Annotated in this window: 21 protein-coding genes; 13 read left to right on the forward strand and 8 right to left on the reverse strand. The window is 50.3% G+C overall.

Annotation, left to right across the window (positions count from 1 at the left end):
• Positions 1–78: 78 nt before the first annotated feature.
• The 7 genes from osmE to chbG all read left to right on the forward strand — a co-directional run bounded on the left by osmE (position 79) and on the right by chbG (position 5,984).
• Positions 79–420, forward strand: a complete 342-nt coding sequence (gene osmE / locus ACLJRS_RS02570; RefSeq protein WP_001039301.1) for an osmotically-inducible lipoprotein OsmE — start codon at positions 79–81, stop codon at positions 418–420.
• A 300-nt stretch (positions 421–720) separates the two neighbouring features.
• Positions 721–1,041 carry a PTS N,N'-diacetylchitobiose transporter subunit IIB gene (gene chbB, locus ACLJRS_RS02575; protein ID WP_000412161.1) on the forward strand — a complete coding sequence of 107 codons (321 nt, stop codon included), beginning with the start codon at positions 721–723 and terminating at the stop codon, positions 1,039–1,041.
• An 82-nt stretch (positions 1,042–1,123) separates the two neighbouring features.
• Positions 1,124–2,482, forward strand: coding sequence for a PTS N,N'-diacetylchitobiose transporter subunit IIC (gene chbC / locus ACLJRS_RS02580; protein ID WP_000073016.1), 1,359 nt, complete (start codon positions 1,124–1,126; stop codon positions 2,480–2,482).
• A gap of 50 nt (positions 2,483–2,532) precedes the next feature.
• Entirely contained in the window at positions 2,533–2,880 is a 348-nt protein-coding gene (gene chbA / locus ACLJRS_RS02585) for a PTS N,N'-diacetylchitobiose transporter subunit IIA (RefSeq protein WP_000459883.1), read from the forward strand.
• Between the two features lie 10 nt (positions 2,881–2,890).
• On the forward strand, positions 2,891–3,733 hold the full coding sequence (gene chbR, locus ACLJRS_RS02590; protein ID WP_000983393.1) for a transcriptional regulator ChbR: 843 nt from the start codon (positions 2,891–2,893) through the stop codon (positions 3,731–3,733).
• A 124-nt stretch (positions 3,734–3,857) separates the two neighbouring features.
• The gene (locus tag ACLJRS_RS02595; RefSeq protein WP_000078785.1) at positions 3,858–5,213 is read left to right on the forward strand and encodes a 6-phospho-beta-glucosidase; all 1,356 of its coding nucleotides are present in this window, start codon (positions 3,858–3,860) and stop codon (positions 5,211–5,213) included.
• A 12-nt stretch (positions 5,214–5,225) separates the two neighbouring features.
• Complete coding sequence (chbG, locus tag ACLJRS_RS02600; protein WP_000442731.1) at positions 5,226–5,984, forward strand: chitin disaccharide deacetylase; 759 nt, start codon at positions 5,226–5,228, stop codon at positions 5,982–5,984.
• A gap of 43 nt (positions 5,985–6,027) precedes the next feature.
• Here the strand turns inward: chbG and katE are convergent, their stop codons facing one another.
• Positions 6,028–8,280, reverse strand: coding sequence for a catalase HPII (gene katE, locus ACLJRS_RS02605; RefSeq protein ID WP_000019102.1), 2,253 nt, complete (start codon positions 8,278–8,280; stop codon positions 6,028–6,030).
• Between the two features lie 364 nt (positions 8,281–8,644).
• On the opposite strand from katE, the gene cedA reads away from it, so the two are divergent.
• Complete coding sequence (cedA, locus tag ACLJRS_RS02610; RefSeq protein ID WP_000977510.1) at positions 8,645–8,887, forward strand: cell division activator CedA; 243 nt, start codon at positions 8,645–8,647, stop codon at positions 8,885–8,887.
• 101 nt (positions 8,888–8,988) lie between these two features.
• Here the strand turns inward: cedA and tcyP are convergent, their stop codons facing one another.
• The 3 genes from tcyP to hxpB all read right to left on the reverse strand — a co-directional run bounded on the left by tcyP (position 8,989) and on the right by hxpB (position 11,922).
• Positions 8,989–10,380 carry a cystine/sulfocysteine:cation symporter gene (tcyP, locus tag ACLJRS_RS02615; protein WP_001010662.1) on the reverse strand — a complete coding sequence of 464 codons (1,392 nt, stop codon included), beginning with the start codon at positions 10,378–10,380 and terminating at the stop codon, positions 8,989–8,991.
• A gap of 136 nt (positions 10,381–10,516) precedes the next feature.
• Entirely contained in the window at positions 10,517–11,116 is a 600-nt protein-coding gene (locus tag ACLJRS_RS02620; RefSeq protein ID WP_000505804.1) for a metal-dependent hydrolase, read from the reverse strand.
• 137 nt (positions 11,117–11,253) lie between these two features.
• A complete protein-coding gene (hxpB, locus tag ACLJRS_RS02625; protein ID WP_000106854.1) occupies positions 11,254–11,922 on the reverse strand; it encodes a hexitol phosphatase HxpB in 669 nt (222 codons plus the stop codon).
• Between the two features lie 148 nt (positions 11,923–12,070).
• Here hxpB and ACLJRS_RS02630 point away from each other — a divergent pair, with 148 nt between their 5' ends.
• Positions 12,071–12,607, forward strand: coding sequence for a YniB family protein (locus ACLJRS_RS02630; RefSeq protein WP_000222158.1), 537 nt, complete (start codon positions 12,071–12,073; stop codon positions 12,605–12,607).
• Positions 12,608–12,649: 42 nt separating this feature from the next.
• Here the strand turns inward: ACLJRS_RS02630 and ACLJRS_RS02635 are convergent, their stop codons facing one another.
• From ACLJRS_RS02635 to pfkB, 3 genes are all read right to left on the reverse strand, one after another.
• Complete coding sequence (locus ACLJRS_RS02635; protein ID WP_000267686.1) at positions 12,650–13,510, reverse strand: fructosamine kinase family protein; 861 nt, start codon at positions 13,508–13,510, stop codon at positions 12,650–12,652.
• Between the two features lie 106 nt (positions 13,511–13,616).
• On the reverse strand, positions 13,617–13,907 hold the full coding sequence (gene ghoS, locus ACLJRS_RS02640; protein ID WP_000146133.1) for a type V toxin-antitoxin system endoribonuclease antitoxin GhoS: 291 nt from the start codon (positions 13,905–13,907) through the stop codon (positions 13,617–13,619).
• Between the two features lie 96 nt (positions 13,908–14,003).
• Complete coding sequence (gene pfkB, locus ACLJRS_RS02645) at positions 14,004–14,936, reverse strand: 6-phosphofructokinase II (RefSeq protein ID WP_000251705.1); 933 nt, start codon at positions 14,934–14,936, stop codon at positions 14,004–14,006.
• Between the two features lie 288 nt (positions 14,937–15,224).
• Here pfkB and ACLJRS_RS02650 point away from each other — a divergent pair, with 288 nt between their 5' ends.
• Positions 15,225–15,983: a YdiY family protein gene (locus ACLJRS_RS02650; RefSeq protein ID WP_000770981.1), complete on the forward strand. Its 759-nt coding sequence runs from the start codon at positions 15,225–15,227 to the stop codon at positions 15,981–15,983.
• A 48-nt stretch (positions 15,984–16,031) separates the two neighbouring features.
• Here the strand turns inward: ACLJRS_RS02650 and ACLJRS_RS02655 are convergent, their stop codons facing one another.
• The gene (locus ACLJRS_RS02655; RefSeq protein WP_001046438.1) at positions 16,032–16,991 is read right to left on the reverse strand and encodes a lipid A deacylase LpxR family protein; all 960 of its coding nucleotides are present in this window, start codon (positions 16,989–16,991) and stop codon (positions 16,032–16,034) included.
• A 142-nt stretch (positions 16,992–17,133) separates the two neighbouring features.
• Here ACLJRS_RS02655 and ACLJRS_RS02660 point away from each other — a divergent pair, with 142 nt between their 5' ends.
• The 3 genes from ACLJRS_RS02660 (at position 17,134) to thrS (ending at position 20,487) form a co-directional block, all read left to right on the forward strand.
• The gene (locus ACLJRS_RS02660) at positions 17,134–17,448 is read left to right on the forward strand and encodes a hypothetical protein (RefSeq protein WP_000916618.1); all 315 of its coding nucleotides are present in this window, start codon (positions 17,134–17,136) and stop codon (positions 17,446–17,448) included.
• Positions 17,445–18,299 (forward strand): DNA/RNA non-specific endonuclease, encoded by an 855-nt coding sequence (locus ACLJRS_RS02665; RefSeq protein ID WP_001044093.1) that lies wholly within the window; start codon positions 17,445–17,447, stop codon positions 18,297–18,299. The genes ACLJRS_RS02660 and ACLJRS_RS02665 overlap by 4 nt, the downstream gene beginning before the upstream one ends.
• Positions 18,300–18,558: 259 nt before the next feature.
• Positions 18,559–20,487 carry a threonine--tRNA ligase gene (gene thrS, locus ACLJRS_RS02670; protein ID WP_001144217.1) on the forward strand — a complete coding sequence of 643 codons (1,929 nt, stop codon included), beginning with the start codon at positions 18,559–18,561 and terminating at the stop codon, positions 20,485–20,487.
• Positions 20,488–20,490 lie beyond the last annotated feature (3 nt).

A 20,490-nucleotide genomic window follows, 5' to 3' on the forward strand; every position in this document is an offset into this window, starting at 1 on the left:
TGTGGCGAGGCGCGGCTTGAAAAATGTTCTGATGTATTCCAGGCTTACATAACACGCTGATAAACAAGAGGACGGAAAATGAACAAGAACGTAGCAGGAATTTTAAGCGCAGCGGCGGTAATGACTATGCTGGCAGGCTGTACGGCGTATGATCGTACAAAAGACCAATTTGTTGAGCCTGTCGTTAAAGATGTTAAAAAAGGAATGAGCAGGGCGCAAGTTGCGCAGATTGCGGGCAAACCGTCATCTGAAGTGAGCATGATTCATGCGCGCGGTACTTGTCAGACCTACATCCTGGGTCAACGTGATGGTAAAGCGGAAACCTACTTTGTTGCGCTGGATGATACTGGGCACGTGATTAACTCCGGCTATCAGACCTGTGCGGAGTACGACACTGACCCACAGGCGCCGAAGCAGTAACAACTGTACATTGCCTGAACATTCAAGGAAACCGGCCTGCGAGCCGGTTTTTTTGTGCCTGCCATAACCTTATTTATTATCGCGAATTATTTGCCCGAAATGTGAGGGGGGTCATAACGCCAGGTCAATGAGAGACAATTTAGTGGGTCAAGGAAATACCATCCGGCGGTCCGATCCCGTATACTCATTTCAGCCACCTAAAAAAGTAAATCCGGTTACGCAAGTCGCCCAGAGTATGGATGCAGGTTGAGGCTTGCGGCGTATCTGGTTGACAGATAATCGCACATGAGGAAGGTTTTTATGGAAAAGAAACACATTTATCTGTTTTGTTCTGCGGGCATGTCAACATCGTTACTGGTATCAAAAATGCGCGCTCAGGCTGAAAAATATGAAGTGCCGGTGATTATTGAAGCATTCCCTGAAACCCTGGCCGGTGAAAAAGGCCCGGCAGCGGACGTCGTGTTATTAGGCCCGCAAATTGCTTATATGCTCCCCGAAATTCAGCGTTTATTACCCGGTAAACCGGTAGAAGTCATTGATTCAATGTTGTACGGCAAGGTAGATGGCTTAGGCGTGCTTAAAGCTGCGGTAGCGGCAATTAAAAAAGCCGCCGCGAATTAATTATTTTTTAATTTTTCCCGTCAAAGAGTTATTTCATACACTAACCGCAATATTTTATTGCGGTATTTAAGGGTATTTTTCTATGAGTAACGTTATTGCTTCACTTGAAAAGGTACTCCTTCCTTTTGCTGTAAAAATAGGAAAGCAGCCACACGTTAATGCAATCAAGAACGGCTTTATTCGTTTAATGCCATTAACCCTTGCGGGGGCGATGTTTGTATTAATTAATAACGTTTTCCTGAGCTTTGGGGAGGGGGCGTTTTTTTATTCCATGGGCATTCGGCTTGATGCCTCAACCATTGAAACTCTTAATGGATTGAAAGGTATCGGCGGGAACGTCTATAACGGCACATTGGGCATTATGTCGCTCATGGCGCCATTTTTTATCGGCATGGCGCTGGCGGAAGAGCGTAAGGTTGATGCGCTGGCCGCCGGACTGCTCTCCGTGGCGGCATTTATGACCGTAACGCCGTATAGTGTCGGCGAGGCCTATGCCGTAGGCGCTAACTGGCTGGGCGGCGCGAATATTATCTCCGGTATTATTATTGGCCTGGTGGTCGCGGAGATGTTTACATTTGTTGTCCGGCGTAACTGGGTGATTAAGCTACCGGACAGCGTACCGGCTTCGGTGTCTCGTTCATTCTCAGCATTAATTCCCGGCTTTATTATTCTCTCTATTATGGGGATTATTGCCTGGGCGCTGTCTAATTACGGTTCTAACTTCCATCAGATTATTATGGACACTATCTCTACGCCGCTGGCATCGCTGGGTAGCGTGGTAGGGTGGGCATATGTCATTTTTGTACCGCTGCTGTGGTTCTTTGGTATTCATGGTTCGCTGGCGCTGACCGCGCTGGACAGCGGCATCATGACGCCCTGGGCGCTGGAAAACATCTCTATTTACCAACAGTATGGCTCCGTCGATGCGGCGCTGGAAGCCGGTAAAACGTTCCATATCTGGGCGAAACCGATGCTGGATTCTTATATCTTCCTCGGTGGTAGCGGCGCAACGCTGGGTCTGATCATCGCTATCTTCCTGGCATCCCGTCGCGCGGACTATCGCCAGGTGGCAAAACTGGCGCTGCCGTCAGGTATCTTCCAGATTAACGAACCCATCCTGTTTGGCCTGCCGATTATTATGAACCCGGTGATGTTTATCCCCTTCATTCTGGTTCAGCCGATTCTGGCGGCGATTACGCTGGTGGCTTACTATTTGGGTATTATTCCACCGATTACCAATATTGCGCCGTGGACCATGCCAACCGGGTTGGGGGCGTTCTTTAACACCAACGGCAGTGTCGCCGCGTTGCTGGTTGCGCTATTTAACCTGGCGGTCGCTACCCTGATTTATCTCCCCTTCGTGGTGGTGGCTAACAAAGCGCAGAACGCCATCGAGCAGGAAGAAAGCGAAGAAGATATCGCTAACGCACTGAAATTCTAAACTCCGCGTCGGCATGGGATGCCATGCCGGGCTGAATCAGAGGAAAGACTATGTTTGATCTTGAAAATGTTGTAGATAACCAGACAGCGGCTGAGGAACTCGAAGAAGTCGTTATGGGGCTTATCATCAATTCTGGTCAGGCGCGCAGCCTGGCATATGGCGCGCTCAGAAAAGCGAAAGAAGGCGATTTTGAGGCGGCGAAAGCGATGATGGACCAGTCGCGCATAGCGCTCAATGAAGCGCATCTTGTGCAGACAAAACTCATCGAAGGCGATCAGGGCGAAGGTAAAATGAAAGTCAGTCTGGTCCTGGTTCACGCTCAGGATCATTTGATGACATCAATGCTGGCTCGTGAACTGATCGCTGAGTTGATTGAGCTCCATGAGAAACTGAAATAACAGGGGGCGGATGATGCAGCTACAGGTTAACGCAACGGAAATCAAAACGGTTTATGAGCAGCAGCTCTTCAATGGCAAAAATTTCCATGTGTTTATCTATAACAAGACGGAAAGCGTCACCGGGCTGCATCAGCACGACTACTATGAATTTACCCTGGTATTAACCGGACGTTATTACCAGGAGATCAACGGGAAGCGTGTGCTGCTGGAACGTGGAGATTTTGTTTTTATCCCGGTGGGGTCGAATCACCAAAGTTTCTATGAGTTTGGCGCAACGCGTATTCTGAACGTAGGAATTAGTAAACGTTTTTTTGAACAGCATTATCTTCCGTTACTGCCGTTTTGTTTTGTGGCATCGCAGGTATACAGGGCGAATAGCACCTTCCTTACCTATATTGAAACGGTGATTGCGTCGTTGAATTTTCGCGGCAATGGGCTCGACGAATTTATCGAAGTGGTGACATTTTATATTATAAACCGCTTACGTCATTACCGCGAAGAGCAGGTTTATGATGATATTCCACAATGGCTGAAAGCAACCGTGGAGATAATGCATGATAAAACGCAGTTTGGCGAACATGCGCTGGAAAATATGGTGCGCCTGTCGGCAAAATCCCAGGAGTATCTGACGCGCGCCACCCGACGTTATTACAGCAAAACGCCGATGCAAATCATTAATGAGATTCGCATTAATTTTGCCAAGAAACAGTTGGAAATGACCAACTATTCGGTTACGGATATTGCTTATGAAGCCGGGTATAGCAGTCCAAGTCTGTTTATTAAAACGTTTAAGAAGATGACCTCATTTACGCCGAATAGTTATCGGAAGCGATTGACGGAAATTAATGAGTAACGGTTTACATTGCTCGATTAGTTACATTTCACGCTTGCCCCAATAGCGCGGGGAACGTCACGCTATTTCTTACGAGCGGGCATAGCGTAATACATATCAGTGTCATACACTGAAGGGAGATATTATGAGCCAGAAATTAAAAGTCGTCACTATTGGTGGCGGGAGCAGCTACACCCCTGAATTACTTGAAGGCTTTATTAAGCGCTACCATGAATTACCTGTCACCGAATTATGGCTGGTTGACGTTGAAGACGGGAAAGAGAAGCTGGGCATTATTTATGATCTCTGCCAGCGAATGATTGATAAAGCAGGCGTTCCGCTAAAATTGTATAAAACGCTGGATCGCCGGGAAGCGCTGAAAGGCGCTAATTTTGTCACTACCCAGCTACGCGTTGGTCAACTCAAAGCCCGTGAGCTGGACGAGCGTATCCCGCTTAGCCACGGCTATCTGGGGCAAGAAACCAACGGCGCTGGCGGTTTATTTAAAGGGTTGCGTACCATTCCGGTTATTTTTGACATCATTAAGGATGTTGAAGAATTATGTCCGAATGCGTGGGTCATTAACTTTACTAACCCGGCGGGGATGGTGACGGAAGCGGTTTATCGTCATACCAACTTTAAAAAGTTCATTGGCGTATGTAATATTCCTGTCGGCATGAAAATGTTTATTCATGACGTGCTGGCGCTGAATGAGAATGACGATCTCTCCATTGACCTGTTTGGTCTAAACCATATGGTCTTTATTAAAGACGTGCTGGTGAATGGCACCTCACGGTTCGCAGAATTACTGGATGGCGTGGCGTCCGGTCAGTTGAAAGCGTCAACCGTAAAAAATATCTTTGATCTGCCGTTTAGTGAAGGATTGATTCGCTCGCTGAACATGCTGCCGTGCTCTTATTTGTTGTATTACTTCAAGCAAAAAGAGATGCTGGCGATTGAAATGGGCGAATATTACAAAGGCGGCGCGCGCGCTCAGGTCGTACAAAAAGTGGAGAAACAACTCTTCGACTTGTACAAAAATCCTGAGCTAAACGTGAAGCCGAAAGAGCTTGAGCAACGCGGCGGCGCTTATTATTCCGATGCCGCTTGTGAAGTCATTAACGCTATTTATAATGACAAGCAGACTGAGCATTACGTTAATATTCCACATCATGGGCATGTCGAGAATATCCCGGCGGACTGGGCGGTGGAAATGACCTGCATTCTGGGACGCAATGGCGCGACGCCGCACCCGCGTATCACCCGTTTTGACGAAAAAGTGCTGGGGCTTATCCACACTATTAAAGGATTTGAGGTCGCGGCCAGCAATGCGGCGCTGAGCGGAAACTTTAATGATGTGCTGCTGGCGCTTAACCTGAGTCCGCTGGTGCATTCCGACCGCGACGCAGAAGTCCTGGCGCGTGAGCTCATTCTGGCGCATGAAAAATGGCTGCCTAATTTTGCCGCTTGCATCGAAGCGCTTAAAGGTAAGCACCACTGACAGAGGTAGGCTATGGAACGCGTGTTGATTGTGAATGCCGATGATTTTGGCCTGAGTAAAGGGCAAAATTACGGCATTGTTGAAGCATATCGCAACGGCGTTGTGACCTCCACGACGGCGCTGGTCAATGGCGAGGCTATTGACCATGCGGCGCAGCTTAGCCGCGAGCTGCCTGCGCTTGGGGTGGGAATGCATTTTGTTTTGACGTTAGGCAAACCGGTGTCAGAGATGCCGGGCCTGACGCGAGACGGCCTGTTGGGGAAATGGATCTGGCAAATGGCGGAGGAGGATACGCTTCCGCTGGATGAAATTGCGCATGAACTGGCGTGTCAGTATCAGCGTTTCATCGACGTATTTGGCCGCGAGCCAACGCATCTCGACAGTCACCATCATGTGCATATGTTCCCGCAAATTTTCCCCATCGTCGCCCGCTTTGCGGCGCAGCGCGGGATTGCGTTACGTATTGACCGCCAGACGGTGTTGAACGCCGACGATCTGCCGTCGGATTTGCGCAGCACTCAAGGATTTAGTAGTGAATTTTACGGCGAGGAGATCACCGAAGCGTGCTTTTTACGCATTCTGGATGCCTCGGCGCATCGAGGAGAAGCCTCTCTGGAGGTGATGTGTCATCCGGCGTTTGTGGACAACATTATTCGCCAGAGCGCCTATTGTTACCCCCGCTTAACTGAACTGGAGGTGTTGACGTCTGCGTCACTCAAGGCAGGGATTGCGGAACGTGGATATCGTCCTGGCAGTTTTCTTGATATTTAGCTCCTGAGTTTGCGGCGCAAGAATGCGCCGCATTTTTTGCCGTTTATGCAGGAATCGCGTTAATTTTCCCCGCACGCGACCAGACACGGTGTGCCGCCATCAGCGTCAGCAGAGTGTCCATAAAGTGGTGGTCAACGTTATCGGCCTCAACAAGTCCTTCTTCCCCCTGGCTATCAATGTTTAAAAGCGCCTTAAACCGTCGGGCGTCGCCTGCCAGTGCGATGGGCTTCAGATGTTTGTAGGCTTCCAGAAGGTAGTAACGGGCATCGCCGCAACTCTCGATATCGGCAATATTGCCGCACGGTACTATTACCGCATCGACCGTTAGCGACGGCGCGCCGGCAAAGGTTGCCGCAATAGTTAATGTTGAACCGTCATCAGCCGTTACTTCACCCATCCGTGAATAGAGCAGTTTTGCGTGGACGCCTTTGGCTTTTAAAGCCTGCAAAATGGTCAACAGTTCGGCGGCGTTAACCTTGTCGTTCAGCAGGATAGCGACCACGCGGCCTTTAACATCGCCGTCCGGCACCGCATACAGGCTGAGCGCCGGATCTTTTTTCAGACCGTTGACATCAGGAGGCGGGGCAATTTGCGTTTGCTCATGGGTGAGTGCAAAACCGAGATTATGCGCGACGCCCTCAGCCAGCGTAACATCAATATGCGCTAACTGATCGACCACCCGCTCCCGAATATACGCGCGGGCGACTTTACCCAGTTCAAAGCTGAACGCGTCAATAATATGCTGCTGTTCTATCGGCGTCTGACTGAGCCAGAACAGGCGAGGATGCGAGTAATATTCACCGAAAGAGGGGCTGCGTTCGCGGATTTTATTGCCATCCACGCGTTCCTGGTATGATTCGAAGCCGCCGCGTTTTGGCGCTGGCGGCGTTTCGCGCGGCCAGTTGTCATTAATGGAGTTTGGTTCATAGTTCGCCGGATTGGTGTCGATATCCATCCGGTGCATACCGTCACGCTGGAAGTTATGGTAGGGGCAGGTAGGGCGGTTAATCGGAATTTCGTGGAAGTTTGGCCCGCCCAGACGACTGATTTGCGTGTCGGTATAAGAGAACAGACGCCCCTGTAACAGCGGATCGTTGGTAAAATCAATGCCGGGAACAATATGTCCTGGATGAAATGCCGCCTGTTCGTTTTCAGCGAAAAAGTTATCCGGATTACGGTTTAACACCATTTTGCCGACGCGTTGTACTGGCACCAACTCTTCCGGAATCAGTTTGGTCGGATCGAGCAGATCAAAATCGAATTTAAATTCATCCTCTTCGGCAATGAGTTGTAGGCCCAGCTCGTATTCCGGGAAATCGCCCGCTTCGATGGCCTCCCACAGATCCCGGCGGTGAAAATCCGGATCGCGACCGGTCAGTTTTTGTGACTCATCCCATACCAGCGAGGCTTTACCTGCCAACGGTTTCCAGTGGAAACGGACAAAGGTCGCTTTCCCTTGTGCATTGATCAGACGGAAGGTGTGAATGCCGAACCCTTCCATCGTCCGATAACTCCGTGGAATACCGCGATCCGACATTGCCCACATGACGTTGTGCAGCGTCTCAGGCTGTAAGGAAACATAGTCCCAGAAGGTGTCGTGCGCGCTCTGCCCTTGCGGAATAGCCCAATGTGGTTCGGGCTTAACGGCGTGCACAAAATCCGGAAACTTATGCGCATCCTGGATAAAAAAGATCGGCGTGTTATTACCGACGAGATCGAAAATTCCCTCTTCGGTATAAAATTTGGTCGCAAAACCGCGGATATCACGTACGGTATCAGCAGACCCCGCGCCGCCCTGTACTGTCGAAAAGCGAACAAAGACCGGGGTAATTTTCTGTGGATCGCACAGAAACGCGGCTTTCGTGATGTCGCTCAGGTCTTTATATGGCTGGAAATAGCCGTGCGCTGCAGATCCGCGGGCGTGAACGATCCTCTCCGGGATGCGCTCATGGTCAAAGTGGGTAATTTTCTCGCGCAGGATAAAATCTTCCAACAGCGTAGGGCCGCGGCTGCCGGCGCGAAGAGAATTTTGATCGTCGGCGATGCGCACGCCCTGATTGGTGGTCAGCGCATAATTTTCGCTGCCTTTACGAAAGGCGTCGAGGGCAGTGAGCTTATCATTCGCGGTCTCGGGCGCTTTTAAGCTGCCGGGGGCCGTTGGTTGCGCGCCCGGCGGCGTCGGTTCTGGCGTGGGGCGATGTGAACCGTCTGACGGCGCCAGGGAGTCCAGGCCGGGCTGTGATTCACGGGTATCATGCACGGGGGACTGATGGGGGGATTTCTCATTATGCGACATTGAACTCGTCTCCTGCTTTCATCACTGAAATGGGCGTGGTAGTAGTCAAAATCACTCTAACTATAGAACATTTCAGCAATTATGCCGGGGGAGAGCGGAACGGCAGACAAGGCTCAATAGGGAAATCGCACGCGCGGAACAGGACGTCGGGGGCGAAGATCGGCTAAAATAGTGTTTTTCTGATTTTTAGCCTTAGAGCCTATCCCAGTAGGCGTTATTGGCGCAGCCAGTTTGGACACGGACAGCGCGCAAAAACCGGAGCGTACACGTAGTACGTGAGGATTTTGAGCACTGCCCAGGACCAAAATGGCAAGTAAAATAGCCCTAATGGGATAGGCTCTTAGCCTCTTTTAGTGAAGCATTAATGATGAAACCTCTTCGCCAGCAAAATCGCCAGATTATTAGCTATATTCCGCGTGTTGAACCCGCGCCGCCGGAACATGCGATAAAAATGGATACGTTTCGCGACGTCTGGATACTGCGCGGTAAATATGTTGCCTTTGTTCTGACGGGGGAGTCATTTCAACGGTCGCCCGCCTTTAGCGTGCCAGAATCGGCGCAACGTTGGGCGAATCAGGTTCGCCAGGAAAACGAAATCGCTGACTAAGAAAAAACAAAACGCCGGTACTGGAGACCGGCGTTTTTAGTGACAGACATTTTGAGTTGCTGATCGTCATGTCTCAGACGATGTGAACGCCCGATAATGTATTATCGATGCGCCAGTTCAGCGTCTTCTTCGCTATCGAGAATGGTTTTATCGGTCTGCTTCAGCCACTGGCTGGTCAGCGTACCAGCGGTCATTGAGCCACTCACGTTCAGCGCGGTACGGCCCATATCAATCAACGGTTCGACGGAGATTAACAGCGCGACCAGCGTGACCGGTAAGCCCATGGCAGGCAGCACAATCAGCGCGGCGAAGGTCGCGCCGCCGCCAACGCCGGCAACACCCGCCGAACTTACAGTAACGATACCCACCAGCGTGGCTATCCATACGGGGTCTAAGGGGTTGATGCCGACCGTCGGCGCAACCATTACCGCCAACATCGCAGGATAAAGACCGGCACAACCGTTTTGGCCGATGGTCGCGCCAAAAGAGGCAGCAAAGCTGGCGATGGACTCCGGCACGCCCAGGCGGCGGGTTTGCGCTTCGACATTAAGTGGAATGGAGGCGGCGCTGGAGCGGCTGGTAAAGGCAAATGTCAGCACCGGCCACACCTTGCGGAAATATTTCAGCGGGCTAATCCCGTTCACGCCCAATAGTATGCCGTGAACCACAAACATTATCGCCAGACCAAGATATGACGCTACCACGAAGCTTCCAAGCTTAATGATGTCCTGCAAATTAGAGCCGGCAACCACTTTCGTCATCAGCGCCAGTACGCCGTAAGGCGTAAGTTGCATCACCAGACGCACCAGCTTCATCACCCAGCTTTGCAGGGTATCGATAGCAACAAGCACACGCTCGCCTTTTGGCGCATCATCTTTCAGCAGTTTAAGCGCGGCCACGCCCAGGAATGCGGCGAAAATCACCACGCTGATAATAGACGTAGGATTTGCGCCAGTCAGATCCGCAAACGGATTTTTCGGTACAAAAGATAGCACCAGTTGCGGCACGCTGAGATCGGCCACTTTGCCGACATAGCTCGTCTCAATGGCATTCAGACGCGCGGTTTCCGCGCCGCCCTGAACCAGACCTTCCGCCGTCAGTCCGAACAGATTGGTGACCAGCACGCCCACCAGCGCTGCGATAAGGGTAGTAAACAGCAGCGTGCCGATAGTCAGAAAACTGATTTTCCCCAATTGAGAGGCGTTATGCAGTCGTGCCACGGCGCTTAAAATAGAGGCGAATACCAGCGGCATCACAATCATTTGTAGCAATTGCACATAGCCGTTGCCGACAATATTGAACCACTGAATGGAGTCTTTTAACACCTGACTGTCAGCGCCATAAATGGTGTGCAGGGCCAGACCAAAGACCACGCCCATCACAAGGCCGACAAGCACTTTTTTAGCCAGACTCCACTGTTTATGACGGGCCTGCGCCAGTACAAACAGCAGAATGACGAACACCGCAATGTTCGCAATTAATGGAAAATTCATCCCCGTTCTCCTGATTTTTTTATTATGAAGCGCTGTGTTTTAGCGATTCTGTTCGCGCAAGATTAGCAGAACTGTGAGCTGGCTCTTATATTCAAATGGAATGGTTTATACCAAAAATGATTTTGGCGTTGATTTACTAATCAATCTGGTGATTTATAAAACGATTGAACTGCATTTGCAGGATAGTAATCATCTGCGAAGACCAGCGTATGACGTTGTTTTCCGGCATGGACTGTGGCATCCACACCGCCCAGGCAAACAACGCCATGCATAAAAATCGCTCCAGTTGATTGCCTTTGCGCGGCGCCAGAATAGGCAGGCGGAAACGCCAGCGGCACGGCCACAGTAAGGGAACGCCTGCGGGGGTGAGCATATCCGCGACGATATGGCTTAAATAGCCAAGTACCATGCCTTGCAGCGCATCCGCCGGGATAATCCACGTATCCGGTACCTTGAGATAAAAGGTCGCCAGTAGGGCAAAGACCGCCAGCAGACTATGGGTAAACCCCCGGTGACCAAACGCGCGGGCGATCGGTTTCGATACCCATTTCAGGCGCTGGCCAAGAAAAGATTTGGGGTGGTCGATATCCGGCAGCAGACAGGTCAAAATAGCCGAAGGAATAATATGCCACCAGTCGCCGTGCGCAAGGACGGGCGTTAACTCGGCATTCTTGGCGAAAACCGCGCTGGCTATAGAAAAAAGAAGATGTCCTTCCGCCGTCATGATAAAACCCATTAAACTGTCAATTCATACAGTATAGGGTTTTTATACAGTAGGCGGAAGTGGTGACGTTGTAACTCTTTGTCTCTGTCAAAGCCGCTTGCCGTCTGGCTCAGCGGCTAATTGCCCGTTGACTTTGTTTCGGAAACATCTTAACCGAGTAGATGCGCCGCCGTCAGCTCTGTCAGTGAGTTAAGTTTGACATTCGCCAGCGCAAAGCGCGGATCATGCTGGTTTTCTTCTGCTGGCACCACAATGGCGCGCATTCGCGCCGCCTTTGCCGCGATTAGACCATTCACCGAATCCTCCAGCGCCACGCAGGTTAATGGATCAACACCTAATTTGGCCGCACAATCCAGATAGACCTGCGGGTGCGGTTTGCTGTAGGGCAATTTTTCTGCAGAAGCCAGCGCGTCAAAACTGTCGCGCAGTTCGAACATGGTGAGCACTTTTTCCAGCATATGCAGCGGCGATGCCGAGGCAAGCCCCACTAATAGCCCCTGCGCTTTACACAGCGCCACAGCTTCGCGCACACCCGGCAAAAGAGGGCGCGTCTCTTCGATAAGCGTAATCGCGCGGGCAATAACACGGTTTGTCACTTCCTGGCGATCGGGGCCGCTCCACGGTTGCTGCGCGAACCAGAGATCGACAACCATATCAATGCGTAGCCCAAGCGTGTCTGGCAGTTCATGGCGCCGAGTAATATCTACGCCTAAACTTGCCATCACGTCCAGTTCAGCGCGATCCCAGAGCGGTTCGGAATCGATCAGTAGTCCATCCATATCGAAAATTGCAGCAAGAATTTGACGTGGGGTTGACATCACAACCTCTCCTGTTGAGATTAAAAAATAACGAATTAAGCGTTCATTATGACCATGTTCTTAGTATATCGCCCTTAAAGATCAGGCGAAAACGGGAATCAACAGGTAGACTTAGGCCAAAACGACGCGTCTTTATCAAGGGGAACTCATGACGTATCAACAAGCTGGACGCATTGCAATCCTAAAAAGAGTTGTTGGGTGGGTTATTTTTATTCCGGCACTGCTTTCCACGCTCATCTCAGTCCTTAAATTTATGTATGCGCACAGTGAAAAGCAGGAGGGGATAAATGCGGTAATGCTGGATTTTACCCACGTAATGATAGACATGATGCGCGTGAATACGCCGTTTCTGAATGTTTTTTGGTACAACTCGCCGACGCCGAATTTTCAGGGAAGCCTGAATATCGGTTTCTGGCTCATTTTTATTCTGATTTTTGTCGGGCTGGCGATGCAGGATTCCGGCGCCAGAATGAGCCGCCAGTCACGTTTTTTGCGTGAAGGCGTGGAAGATCAGTTGATCCTGGAAAAAGCAAAAGGCGCGGAAGGGCTAACGCGTGAGCAGATAGAGTCACGTATCGTGGTGCCGCACCATACCATCTTTTTACAGTTTTTCCCGCTCTATATTTTGCCGGTCATTATTATCGTGCTCGGCTACTTTTTCTTTTCCTTGTTAGGCTTCATGTAAACTGAAAAATGCCGGATAGTCCGTATCCGGCATGGGCTGTACCTATACCGCAAGCAGCCGATCCATCGCTTTTTGCGCAGTAGCCAGGTGCTGACCGCCAAACAGCCTTGCCCGATTAAGCAGGGTGTAGAGCTGGTAAATCGGCTGCCTGTCGAGAAAATCCAGCGGTAGCGGCGAAACGGACTGATAGCCATCATAAATCTGCGGTGGCTGATCGGTATGCAGCGGTAGCATCGCCAGATCGCATTCTCTGTCGCCCCAATAGCAGGCTGGATCGAAGATATAGGGGCCGTCAGGGCCAAGCGCGCAGTTCGCCGACCATAGATCGCCATGCAAAAGAGAAGGCTGCGGTTGATGCGACGCCAGACGTTGCTGAACATGTTCAACAATGGCGTCAATATTACCAAAAGTAATGCCTTTTTCCGCGGCGAGTTCAAGCTGCCAGCCAATGCGCTGTTCGGCGAAAAAAGTCGACCAACGGCGTTGCCAGGTATTCGGCTGCGGCGTGGTAGAGAGCGCGTTATCAAAATCGAGGCCGAATTGAGGTTGGTCGCTCCATTGGTGCAGGCGCGCCAGCTGTTGCCCAAGAATAAACGCATTATGGGCATCCAGCGGGCGGGGCGAGAGGTAGTCCATGACTAAAAAGCTGTAATCCCGATCCGAACCTACCGCCCATACCTTAGGCACAACAACGGTTTTACTGCGGGAGAGCAGCTCCAGCTGATCGGCTTCTGCGGTAAAACCGCGGAGCATTTCTCGTTCATCGCACTTCACGAAAAAATCATGGCCTGCATAACGTAAATGCCATGCGGCATGAACTTCTCCGCCTGGCAGTTCATTACGCAGTTCGATTTCGCCTTCACCGACTTGCTCGCTTAAAAGACGACTGATAGCTTGCCACATAATGTCTCTCCCCACGTTGTCTGCCAGATCATAAGGTTAGCGCAAAAATGCGGTTAAAAAATACGAACTAACGCACATCGCGGACGCGCCGCGGCGGGAATGGCACTTATTGTGCGTTTTTACTCCACGCCTCCCAGGTCGCCACGGTAATGTCGACATCCTTATCTAACGCGCTTTTCGCAAGTCCGGCGACAAGCGCTTTGATTTCATCAGCGCTCTGAGCGCTAACAAAGCCAAACGTATTGGTGCCGAGCTCATGCACATTCCCTTCATCGTCCGTTAATGTCAGCAAAAAACCGCTGCGCGTCAGATGGTTATTGAGTTCGTTAATCTCGGTCAGGGAATCTTCATGGAAGGTTACGGTAATAACATAACGGGTAATATCGCCACTGGCCATCGTTCACCTCGTTGGGAGCAACTGTGTTTTTAACAGCGGCGGATGCGCCGCCCGTTAACCGATTTTCCGGTATCCCCCTCGGCGAGGGGGAAACGATTATTGCGCGGAAAGATAGGCGTATATTTTTTGGGTATCGTCATGAGAACACAGACGCGTACCTTGATTGAGCGTAGCGGCGCTGCCTGCCGCCACACCGAAGCGCACCATCTCTTCCAGCGACGCGTCTTGCGCCAGTTTTAACGTCATCGCGCCTACCATACTGTCGCCTGCGCCGACAGTACTTTGACTTTTCACCGGGGGAGGAACAACCTGGATGCAATTCTCACTATCTATGCCCAGCGCCCCTTGCGGCCCCAGAGAGACCACTACCCGGCGAGCTTTGCCGCTTTGCACTAATTCCTGGGCCGCTTTACGCACATCATCAGGCTGCGTCAGATCGCGATTGACCAACGCGCTCAATTCTTTCAGGTTAGGTTTTACCAGTTCGATATCGCCAAGCGCCAGCGCGGCGGTGAGCGCCTCGCCAGAGCTATCAATAATGCAGTGAATGCCTTGCTTCTGTGCGGCGGAAATCAGTTGCGTGAGTTTCTCGACCTTAACGCCGGGCGGAAGGCTGCCGCTGATAACCAGAATTGCCCCGGATTCAATTTCCAGTACCTGTTCTTCAAGCTGGCGAAATTCGTCATCGTCCAGCGTGGCGCCGGGCATAACAAAACGATACTGTTCGCCGCTGGACTCGACGTGGACGTGCAGGTTCTGACGCGTCCAGTCCTTCGCATCGACGGTAGACACGGGGACATTTTCGTCAGCCAGTAGTGCGACCAGATGTTCGCCGGTAGCGCCGCCAGCCGGGAAAATTGCGGTCGCGGTGCCGCCAAGATGCGCAATGGCGCGAGCGACATTAATACCCCCGCCGCCGGGTTCGAATACCGGCGCGGAGCACCGCAGTTTACCTTCGGGATAAATTTGCGGCGTGATTGTTGCGCTATCGAGAGAGGGCGCAAGCGTCAACGTATAGATACGTACCATCGTTACCTCCTGTTAGGCTGATTTCAGTCTGGCACTTAATCCCCGGAAAGTGAAGGAATTAACAATATGATTTTCCGGATCTTTATTTAAAGAAGTGCGATGTAAAGTTATATAAATAAATGAATGCTTCGGGAGGGTTCTTATTCAAAAAATGAAATAGTAATTGATTGCTATGTTATTCGGGGCTTCTTATAATTCGCTACCTTTCCAGGGGCGTTTGTCATTGATCCCTATGAAAGTTTCCGGGACCGTCGTGGTCTCTTTTTTAGTTGTACGGACTCTATATAAATGAAGCTTTTGAAGGCAGTACCCGCTGTAGTTATGCTGGCGGGTGGCGTGTTCGCGTCTCTGTATGCCGCCGCCGATGATTCCGTTTTTACTGTCATGGATGATCCCTCCACCGCGAAAAAACCTTTTGAAGGTAATCTGAATGCGGGCTACCTTGCTCAGTCAGGCAATACTAAAAGTTCTTCCTTAACGGCTGACACGGCGATGACCTGGTATGGACAACGTACCGCCTGGTCATTATGGGGCAATGCCAGCAATACCTCCTCTAATGATGAACGCTCTTCAGAAAAATATGCGGTAGGCGCGCGTAACCGTTTTAATATGACGGATTATGATTATACCTTTGGCCAGGCCAGTTGGCTGACAGACCGTTTCAACGGTTATCGTCAGCGCGACGTACTGACCGCCGGTTACGGGCGGCAGTTCCTTAATGGTCCAGTGCACAGCTTCCGTTTTGAATTCGGTCCTGGGGTTCGCTATGACGAACATACGGACGATACCACTGAAACGCAGCCGTTGGGTTATGCTTCCGGCAGCTATGCCTGGCAGTTAACTGACAATGCTAAGTTTACACAGGGGGTGTCAGTATTTGGCGCAGAAGACACCACACTAAATTCGGAAACAGCCCTCAATGTCGCCATTAACGAACATTTTGGTCTAAAGGTGGGGTATAATTTAACGTGGAACTCGCAGCCGCCTGAATCTGCGCCTGAACATACCGATCGTCGCACTACGGTAACGCTGGGCTATAAGATGTAATATTGTACCGGGTTACGTTACGTAACCCGGTTATTCCGTGGTGACGCCTCAGAAGAAGAAGGTGATGTCTCCGTTGATATAAGAATAGTCGTCTCCGGTGCGAAATTCCGACGTGACTTTGTTTAAAGAAAGAGAAAATGCGACGGGAGAATAGCCGATGGTGGCACCGACGCGATATTCATCCACGGTTTTATTAATATCCACCGTTTCCATTTTTGTTTGCAGCGTTTTCCCCTGTAACGTGTAGTTTTTATCAACTTCCCTGCGCTCAACGCCAGCAAATACCTTATAGATCAATCCCTCTTTTTGAGTGTGTATTAACCCTCGGCGGGACAGTAACCCAAACCCATTATCAGAGTTGAAGGTCTTATCATTTCCCAGCGCAACGGTTGCGCCGTACCCTAAATACTGGAAGAGATTGCCGCCGACAGCAGAGACTTCTGGATAGAAGCCCACATTGACGCCCAGAATATCAATAGCTGGCGTAAGGGACACCATTCCTTTTGCTGTATAACCATAACGGTTTTCAATTTGATCCTGCCAGGCAGGGTATTTTTCTGCGCCTATTATTCGATGCGCCCGATTCTGAACCTCCTGACCACCTGCGTCAGGACCAATAACACCGATATCGGTACCTAAACGATAACGTAACCAATTGGTGGCTAATGAATTCCACTCCAGTCCGGTATGAAGAAAGGCGCTGAACGCGCGGTCGCCTTTGACGGCTTCAGGCTTTCTCTTATTGGCACCTGATGGAGAATAAATATCTTGCGCGATATGAAAAGAGAGTTGACTGGCGTCAGTGAGATCGTGGCTGTAGCCTAAAAAGAGCCCGGCAGTATAATCACCCCGGTCTGCAGCCGGGTGCCCATAAAGGGCATTTAAGGATGGTTGAAATATACCTGCATCATCATTCGCCACTGAAATAGCAAGGCTACTGGCATTGGCCATTGTGGTCGTACTGAGTATGGCGGCAATCATCGTTGCGCAATAGCTGTATTTGTTCACTTTTTACCCCTGAATATGAAAGTGAATACTCTTATTTTTACAAAGTAATAAGCACAGCAGCATGATGCGCAGTGCCTATTAAACCTTTAAATATAACTAAACTCCTGCCAGCAGCGAGTCATTGAGAGGATACGTTGCCTTAATGTTGAAAAATGGTGTTAAAAAACATGCGCCAGATATTATTGAATATCCATTTTTCATTCGCTATCTGAGTGCGAGAAATTATTGGCTTCACGATTATGCATATAATACGATGTTTTTTGGTATCAATATGAATATCACGTTGTATTCTTTTGAGCTCATTTTCTATGATGGCTTCGATGTTTATCTGTTATTAATTTTTACCGTGATAGTGTTGTCTTTAATGATGAGCGCATCTAACGGCTGGCAGGGTAATATAACCAAATTATTGCTACCTGAATTATCAGGGCAGTTATTATTAAGAAAGAAAAAATGAATAAAACCATTAATCTGCTAAAATTACTGCCCGTAGTATTATTAAGCGCATGTACTACATCGTATCCTCCCCAGGATACAACATCGGCACCCGAGTTACCCCATCGTAACGTACTCGTTCAGCAACCTGATAACTGTAGCGTTGGCTGTCCTCAAGGAGGAAGTCAACAAACAATCTATCGCCATGTCTATACGCTCAATAATAATAGCGCCACGAAATTTGCCAACTGGGTTGCCTATAGCGTGACAAAGACCAGCCAGGCAAGCGGTCGCCCGCGGAACTGGGCGCAGGACCCCGATTTACCGCCCTCGGATACGTTGGCCCCTTCGGCCTATAAAAATGCCCATACGCTATTAAAAGTCGACAGGGGACACCAGGCGCCGTTGGCAGGATTGGGCGGCGTTTCGGACTGGCCGTCGTTAAATTATTTATCGAATATTACGCCGCAGAAATCCGCCCTGAACCAGGGAGCATGGGCTGCACTGGAAAACCGGGTGCGCGAACTTGCCAAACAGGCTGATGTATCTGTAGTGCACGTAGTGACCGGCCCCCTTTTTGAGCGGCATATCGCCACATTGCCAGAAGATGCGACGGTAGAAATTCCCAGCGGGTACTGGAAGGTTTTATTCACCGGAACGGCGCCGTCAAAAAGTGAAGGAAATTACGCTGCGTTTATTATGGATCAGAATACACCCCGTTCGGCGAATTTTTGCGACTATCAGGTTACCGTGGAGGCTATCGAACATAAAACGAAGCCAGTGCTGACGCTGTGGTCTGCCTTGCCTGAAGCGGTAGCCAGCGAGGTGAAAACGACAAAGGGGAGTCTGGCGCAGAAGTTAGGTTGTCGATGAGAAGCGCTATACGGCGCGTGGAAAGATAATGGAGAAACTCTGTCAAGGGCCTTGATTTGCTACAGAGTGATGCAATCTCCCTTTTTTTAGTGTTACCATCGTCATGCCGGACGAAAATAGCGATTTTCGTCTGTGTCGAAGGTTGTGCGCCAATTTAGCAATGGTTGGCTAGATGGATACACAACTCACTGTCAATAAATTCATTTTCTCTTTGTATGTGATCTTGCGTATGGGTCACCACTGCAAATAAGGATATTACATGCCTGTTATTACTCTTCCTGATGGCAGCCAACGCCATTATGACCACCCTGTAAGCCCGATGGATGTTGCTCTGGACATTGGTCCTGGCCTGGCGAAAGCCACCATTGCGGGCCGTGTGAATGGCGAGCTGGTTGATGCTTCCGATCTGATTGAAAATGATGCGACGCTTGCCATCATCACCGCAAAAGATGAAGAGGGTCTGGAGATCATTCGTCACTCTTGCGCGCATCTGTTAGGTCACGCAATCAAGCAACTTTGGCCGCACACGAAAATGGCGATCGGCCCGGTTGTCGACAACGGTTTTTACTATGACGTTGATCTTGACCGCACGCTAACTCAGGAAGATGTCGAAGCGCTCGAAAAGCGGATGCATGAGCTCGCCGAGAAAAATTACGACGTTATCAAGAAAAAGGTGAGCTGGCATGACGCGCGCGAAACCTTCGTGAAGCGCGGCGAGACTTACAAAGTCGCTATTCTTGATGAAAATATCGCCCATGATGATAAGCCAGGCTTGTACCATCATGAAGAATATGTCGACATGTGTCGTGGTCCGCACGTGCCGAATATGCGTTTCTGCCATCACTTTAAACTGATGAAAACTGCCGGCGCATACTGGCGCGGTGACAGCAATAATAAGATGCTGCAGCGTATTTACGGTACGGCATGGGCAGATAAAAAAGCCCTGAACGCTTATCTGCAGCGCCTGGAAGAGGCCGCAAAACGCGACCACCGTAAAATTGGTAAGCAGCTCGACCTGTATCATATGCAGGAAGAAGCGCCGGGCATGGTGTTCTGGCATAACGACGGCTGGACTATCTTCCGCGAGCTGGAGGTCTTTGTTCGTTCTAAACTCAAAGAGTACCAGTATCAAGAAGTTAAAGGCCCGTTCATGATGGACCGTGTGCTGTGGGAAAAAACCGGGCACTGGGACAACTATAAAGATGCGATGTTCACCACATCCTCAGAAAACCGCGAATATTGCATCAAGCCGATGAACTGCCCGGGCCACGTTCAGATCTTTAACCAGGGTCTGAAATCCTATCGTGATTTGCCGCTGCGTATGGCGGAATTCGGTAGCTGCCACCGTAACGAGCCATCAGGCGCGCTGCATGGTCTGATGCGCGTACGCGGCTTTACGCAGGATGATGCGCATATCTTCTGCACCGAAGAGCAGATCCGCGATGAAGTTAACGCTTGTATTCGTATGGTCTACGATATGTACAGCACCTTTGGCTTCGAGAAGATCGTCGTCAAGCTTTCCACTCGTCCTGACAAGCGTATCGGCAGCGATGAGATGTGGGATCGTGCTGAGGCGGATCTGGCGGTTGCGCTGGAAGAAAATAATATCCCGTTTGAGTATCAACTGGGTGAAGGCGCATTCTACGGTCCGAAAATTGAATTTACCTTATATGACTGCCTCGATCGTGCATGGCAGTGCGGTACAGTACAGCTGGACTTCTCCTTACCGTCTCGTCTGAGCGCCTCCTATGTAGGCGAAGACAACGAGCGTAAGGTGCCGGTAATGATTCACCGTGCGATTCTTGGGTCGATGGAACGCTTCATCGGTATCCTGACCGAAGAGTTCGCTGGTTTCTTCCCGACATGGCTCGCGCCTGTTCAGGTAGTCGTGATGAATATTACCGATTCGCAGTCTGAATACGTTAACGAATTGACGCAGAAACTACAAAATGCGGGCATTCGTGTAAAAGCAGACTTGAGAAATGAGAAGATTGGCTTTAAAATCCGCGAGCACACTTTACGTCGTGTCCCTTATATGTTGGTCTGTGGTGATAAAGAGGTGGAAGCAGGCAAAGTTGCCGTTCGCACCCGCCGCGGTAAAGACCTGGGCAGTCTGGACGTAAATGACGTGATTGAGAAGCTGCAACAAGAGATTCGCAGCCGCAGTCTTCAACAACTGGAGGAATAAAGT

It is taken from the genome of Salmonella sp. SAL00670 (assembly GCF_046552235.1).
GTDB classification, from domain to species: domain Bacteria; phylum Pseudomonadota; class Gammaproteobacteria; order Enterobacterales; family Enterobacteriaceae; genus Salmonella; species Salmonella enterica.

What these genes read in the sequence shown, in the direction of transcription:
- osmE (WP_001039301.1), top strand. Translation starts at nt 79, where the DNA reads ATGAACAAGAACGTAGCAGGAATTTTAAGCGCAGCGGCGGTAATGACT.
- chbB (WP_000412161.1), top strand. Translation starts at nt 721, where the DNA reads ATGGAAAAGAAACACATTTATCTGTTTTGTTCTGCGGGCATGTCAACA.
- chbC (WP_000073016.1), top strand. Translation starts at nt 1,124, where the DNA reads ATGAGTAACGTTATTGCTTCACTTGAAAAGGTACTCCTTCCTTTTGCT.
- chbA (WP_000459883.1), top strand. Translation starts at nt 2,533, where the DNA reads ATGTTTGATCTTGAAAATGTTGTAGATAACCAGACAGCGGCTGAGGAA.
- chbR (WP_000983393.1), top strand. Translation starts at nt 2,891, where the DNA reads ATGATGCAGCTACAGGTTAACGCAACGGAAATCAAAACGGTTTATGAG.
- ACLJRS_RS02595 (WP_000078785.1), top strand. Translation starts at nt 3,858, where the DNA reads ATGAGCCAGAAATTAAAAGTCGTCACTATTGGTGGCGGGAGCAGCTAC.
- chbG (WP_000442731.1), top strand. Translation starts at nt 5,226, where the DNA reads ATGGAACGCGTGTTGATTGTGAATGCCGATGATTTTGGCCTGAGTAAA.
- katE (WP_000019102.1), bottom strand. Translation starts at nt 8,280, where the DNA reads ATGTCGCATAATGAGAAATCCCCCCATCAGTCCCCCGTGCATGATACC.
- cedA (WP_000977510.1), top strand. Translation starts at nt 8,645, where the DNA reads ATGATGAAACCTCTTCGCCAGCAAAATCGCCAGATTATTAGCTATATT.
- tcyP (WP_001010662.1), bottom strand. Translation starts at nt 10,380, where the DNA reads ATGAATTTTCCATTAATTGCGAACATTGCGGTGTTCGTCATTCTGCTG.
- ACLJRS_RS02620 (WP_000505804.1), bottom strand. Translation starts at nt 11,116, where the DNA reads ATGGGTTTTATCATGACGGCGGAAGGACATCTTCTTTTTTCTATAGCC.
- hxpB (WP_000106854.1), bottom strand. Translation starts at nt 11,922, where the DNA reads ATGTCAACCCCACGTCAAATTCTTGCTGCAATTTTCGATATGGATGGA.
- ACLJRS_RS02630 (WP_000222158.1), top strand. Translation starts at nt 12,071, where the DNA reads ATGACGTATCAACAAGCTGGACGCATTGCAATCCTAAAAAGAGTTGTT.
- ACLJRS_RS02635 (WP_000267686.1), bottom strand. Translation starts at nt 13,510, where the DNA reads ATGTGGCAAGCTATCAGTCGTCTTTTAAGCGAGCAAGTCGGTGAAGGC.
- ghoS (WP_000146133.1), bottom strand. Translation starts at nt 13,907, where the DNA reads ATGGCCAGTGGCGATATTACCCGTTATGTTATTACCGTAACCTTCCAT.
- pfkB (WP_000251705.1), bottom strand. Translation starts at nt 14,936, where the DNA reads ATGGTACGTATCTATACGTTGACGCTTGCGCCCTCTCTCGATAGCGCA.
- ACLJRS_RS02650 (WP_000770981.1), top strand. Translation starts at nt 15,225, where the DNA reads ATGAAGCTTTTGAAGGCAGTACCCGCTGTAGTTATGCTGGCGGGTGGC.
- ACLJRS_RS02660 (WP_000916618.1), top strand. Translation starts at nt 17,134, where the DNA reads ATGTTGAAAAATGGTGTTAAAAAACATGCGCCAGATATTATTGAATAT.
- ACLJRS_RS02665 (WP_001044093.1), top strand. Translation starts at nt 17,445, where the DNA reads ATGAATAAAACCATTAATCTGCTAAAATTACTGCCCGTAGTATTATTA.
- thrS (WP_001144217.1), top strand. Translation starts at nt 18,559, where the DNA reads ATGCCTGTTATTACTCTTCCTGATGGCAGCCAACGCCATTATGACCAC.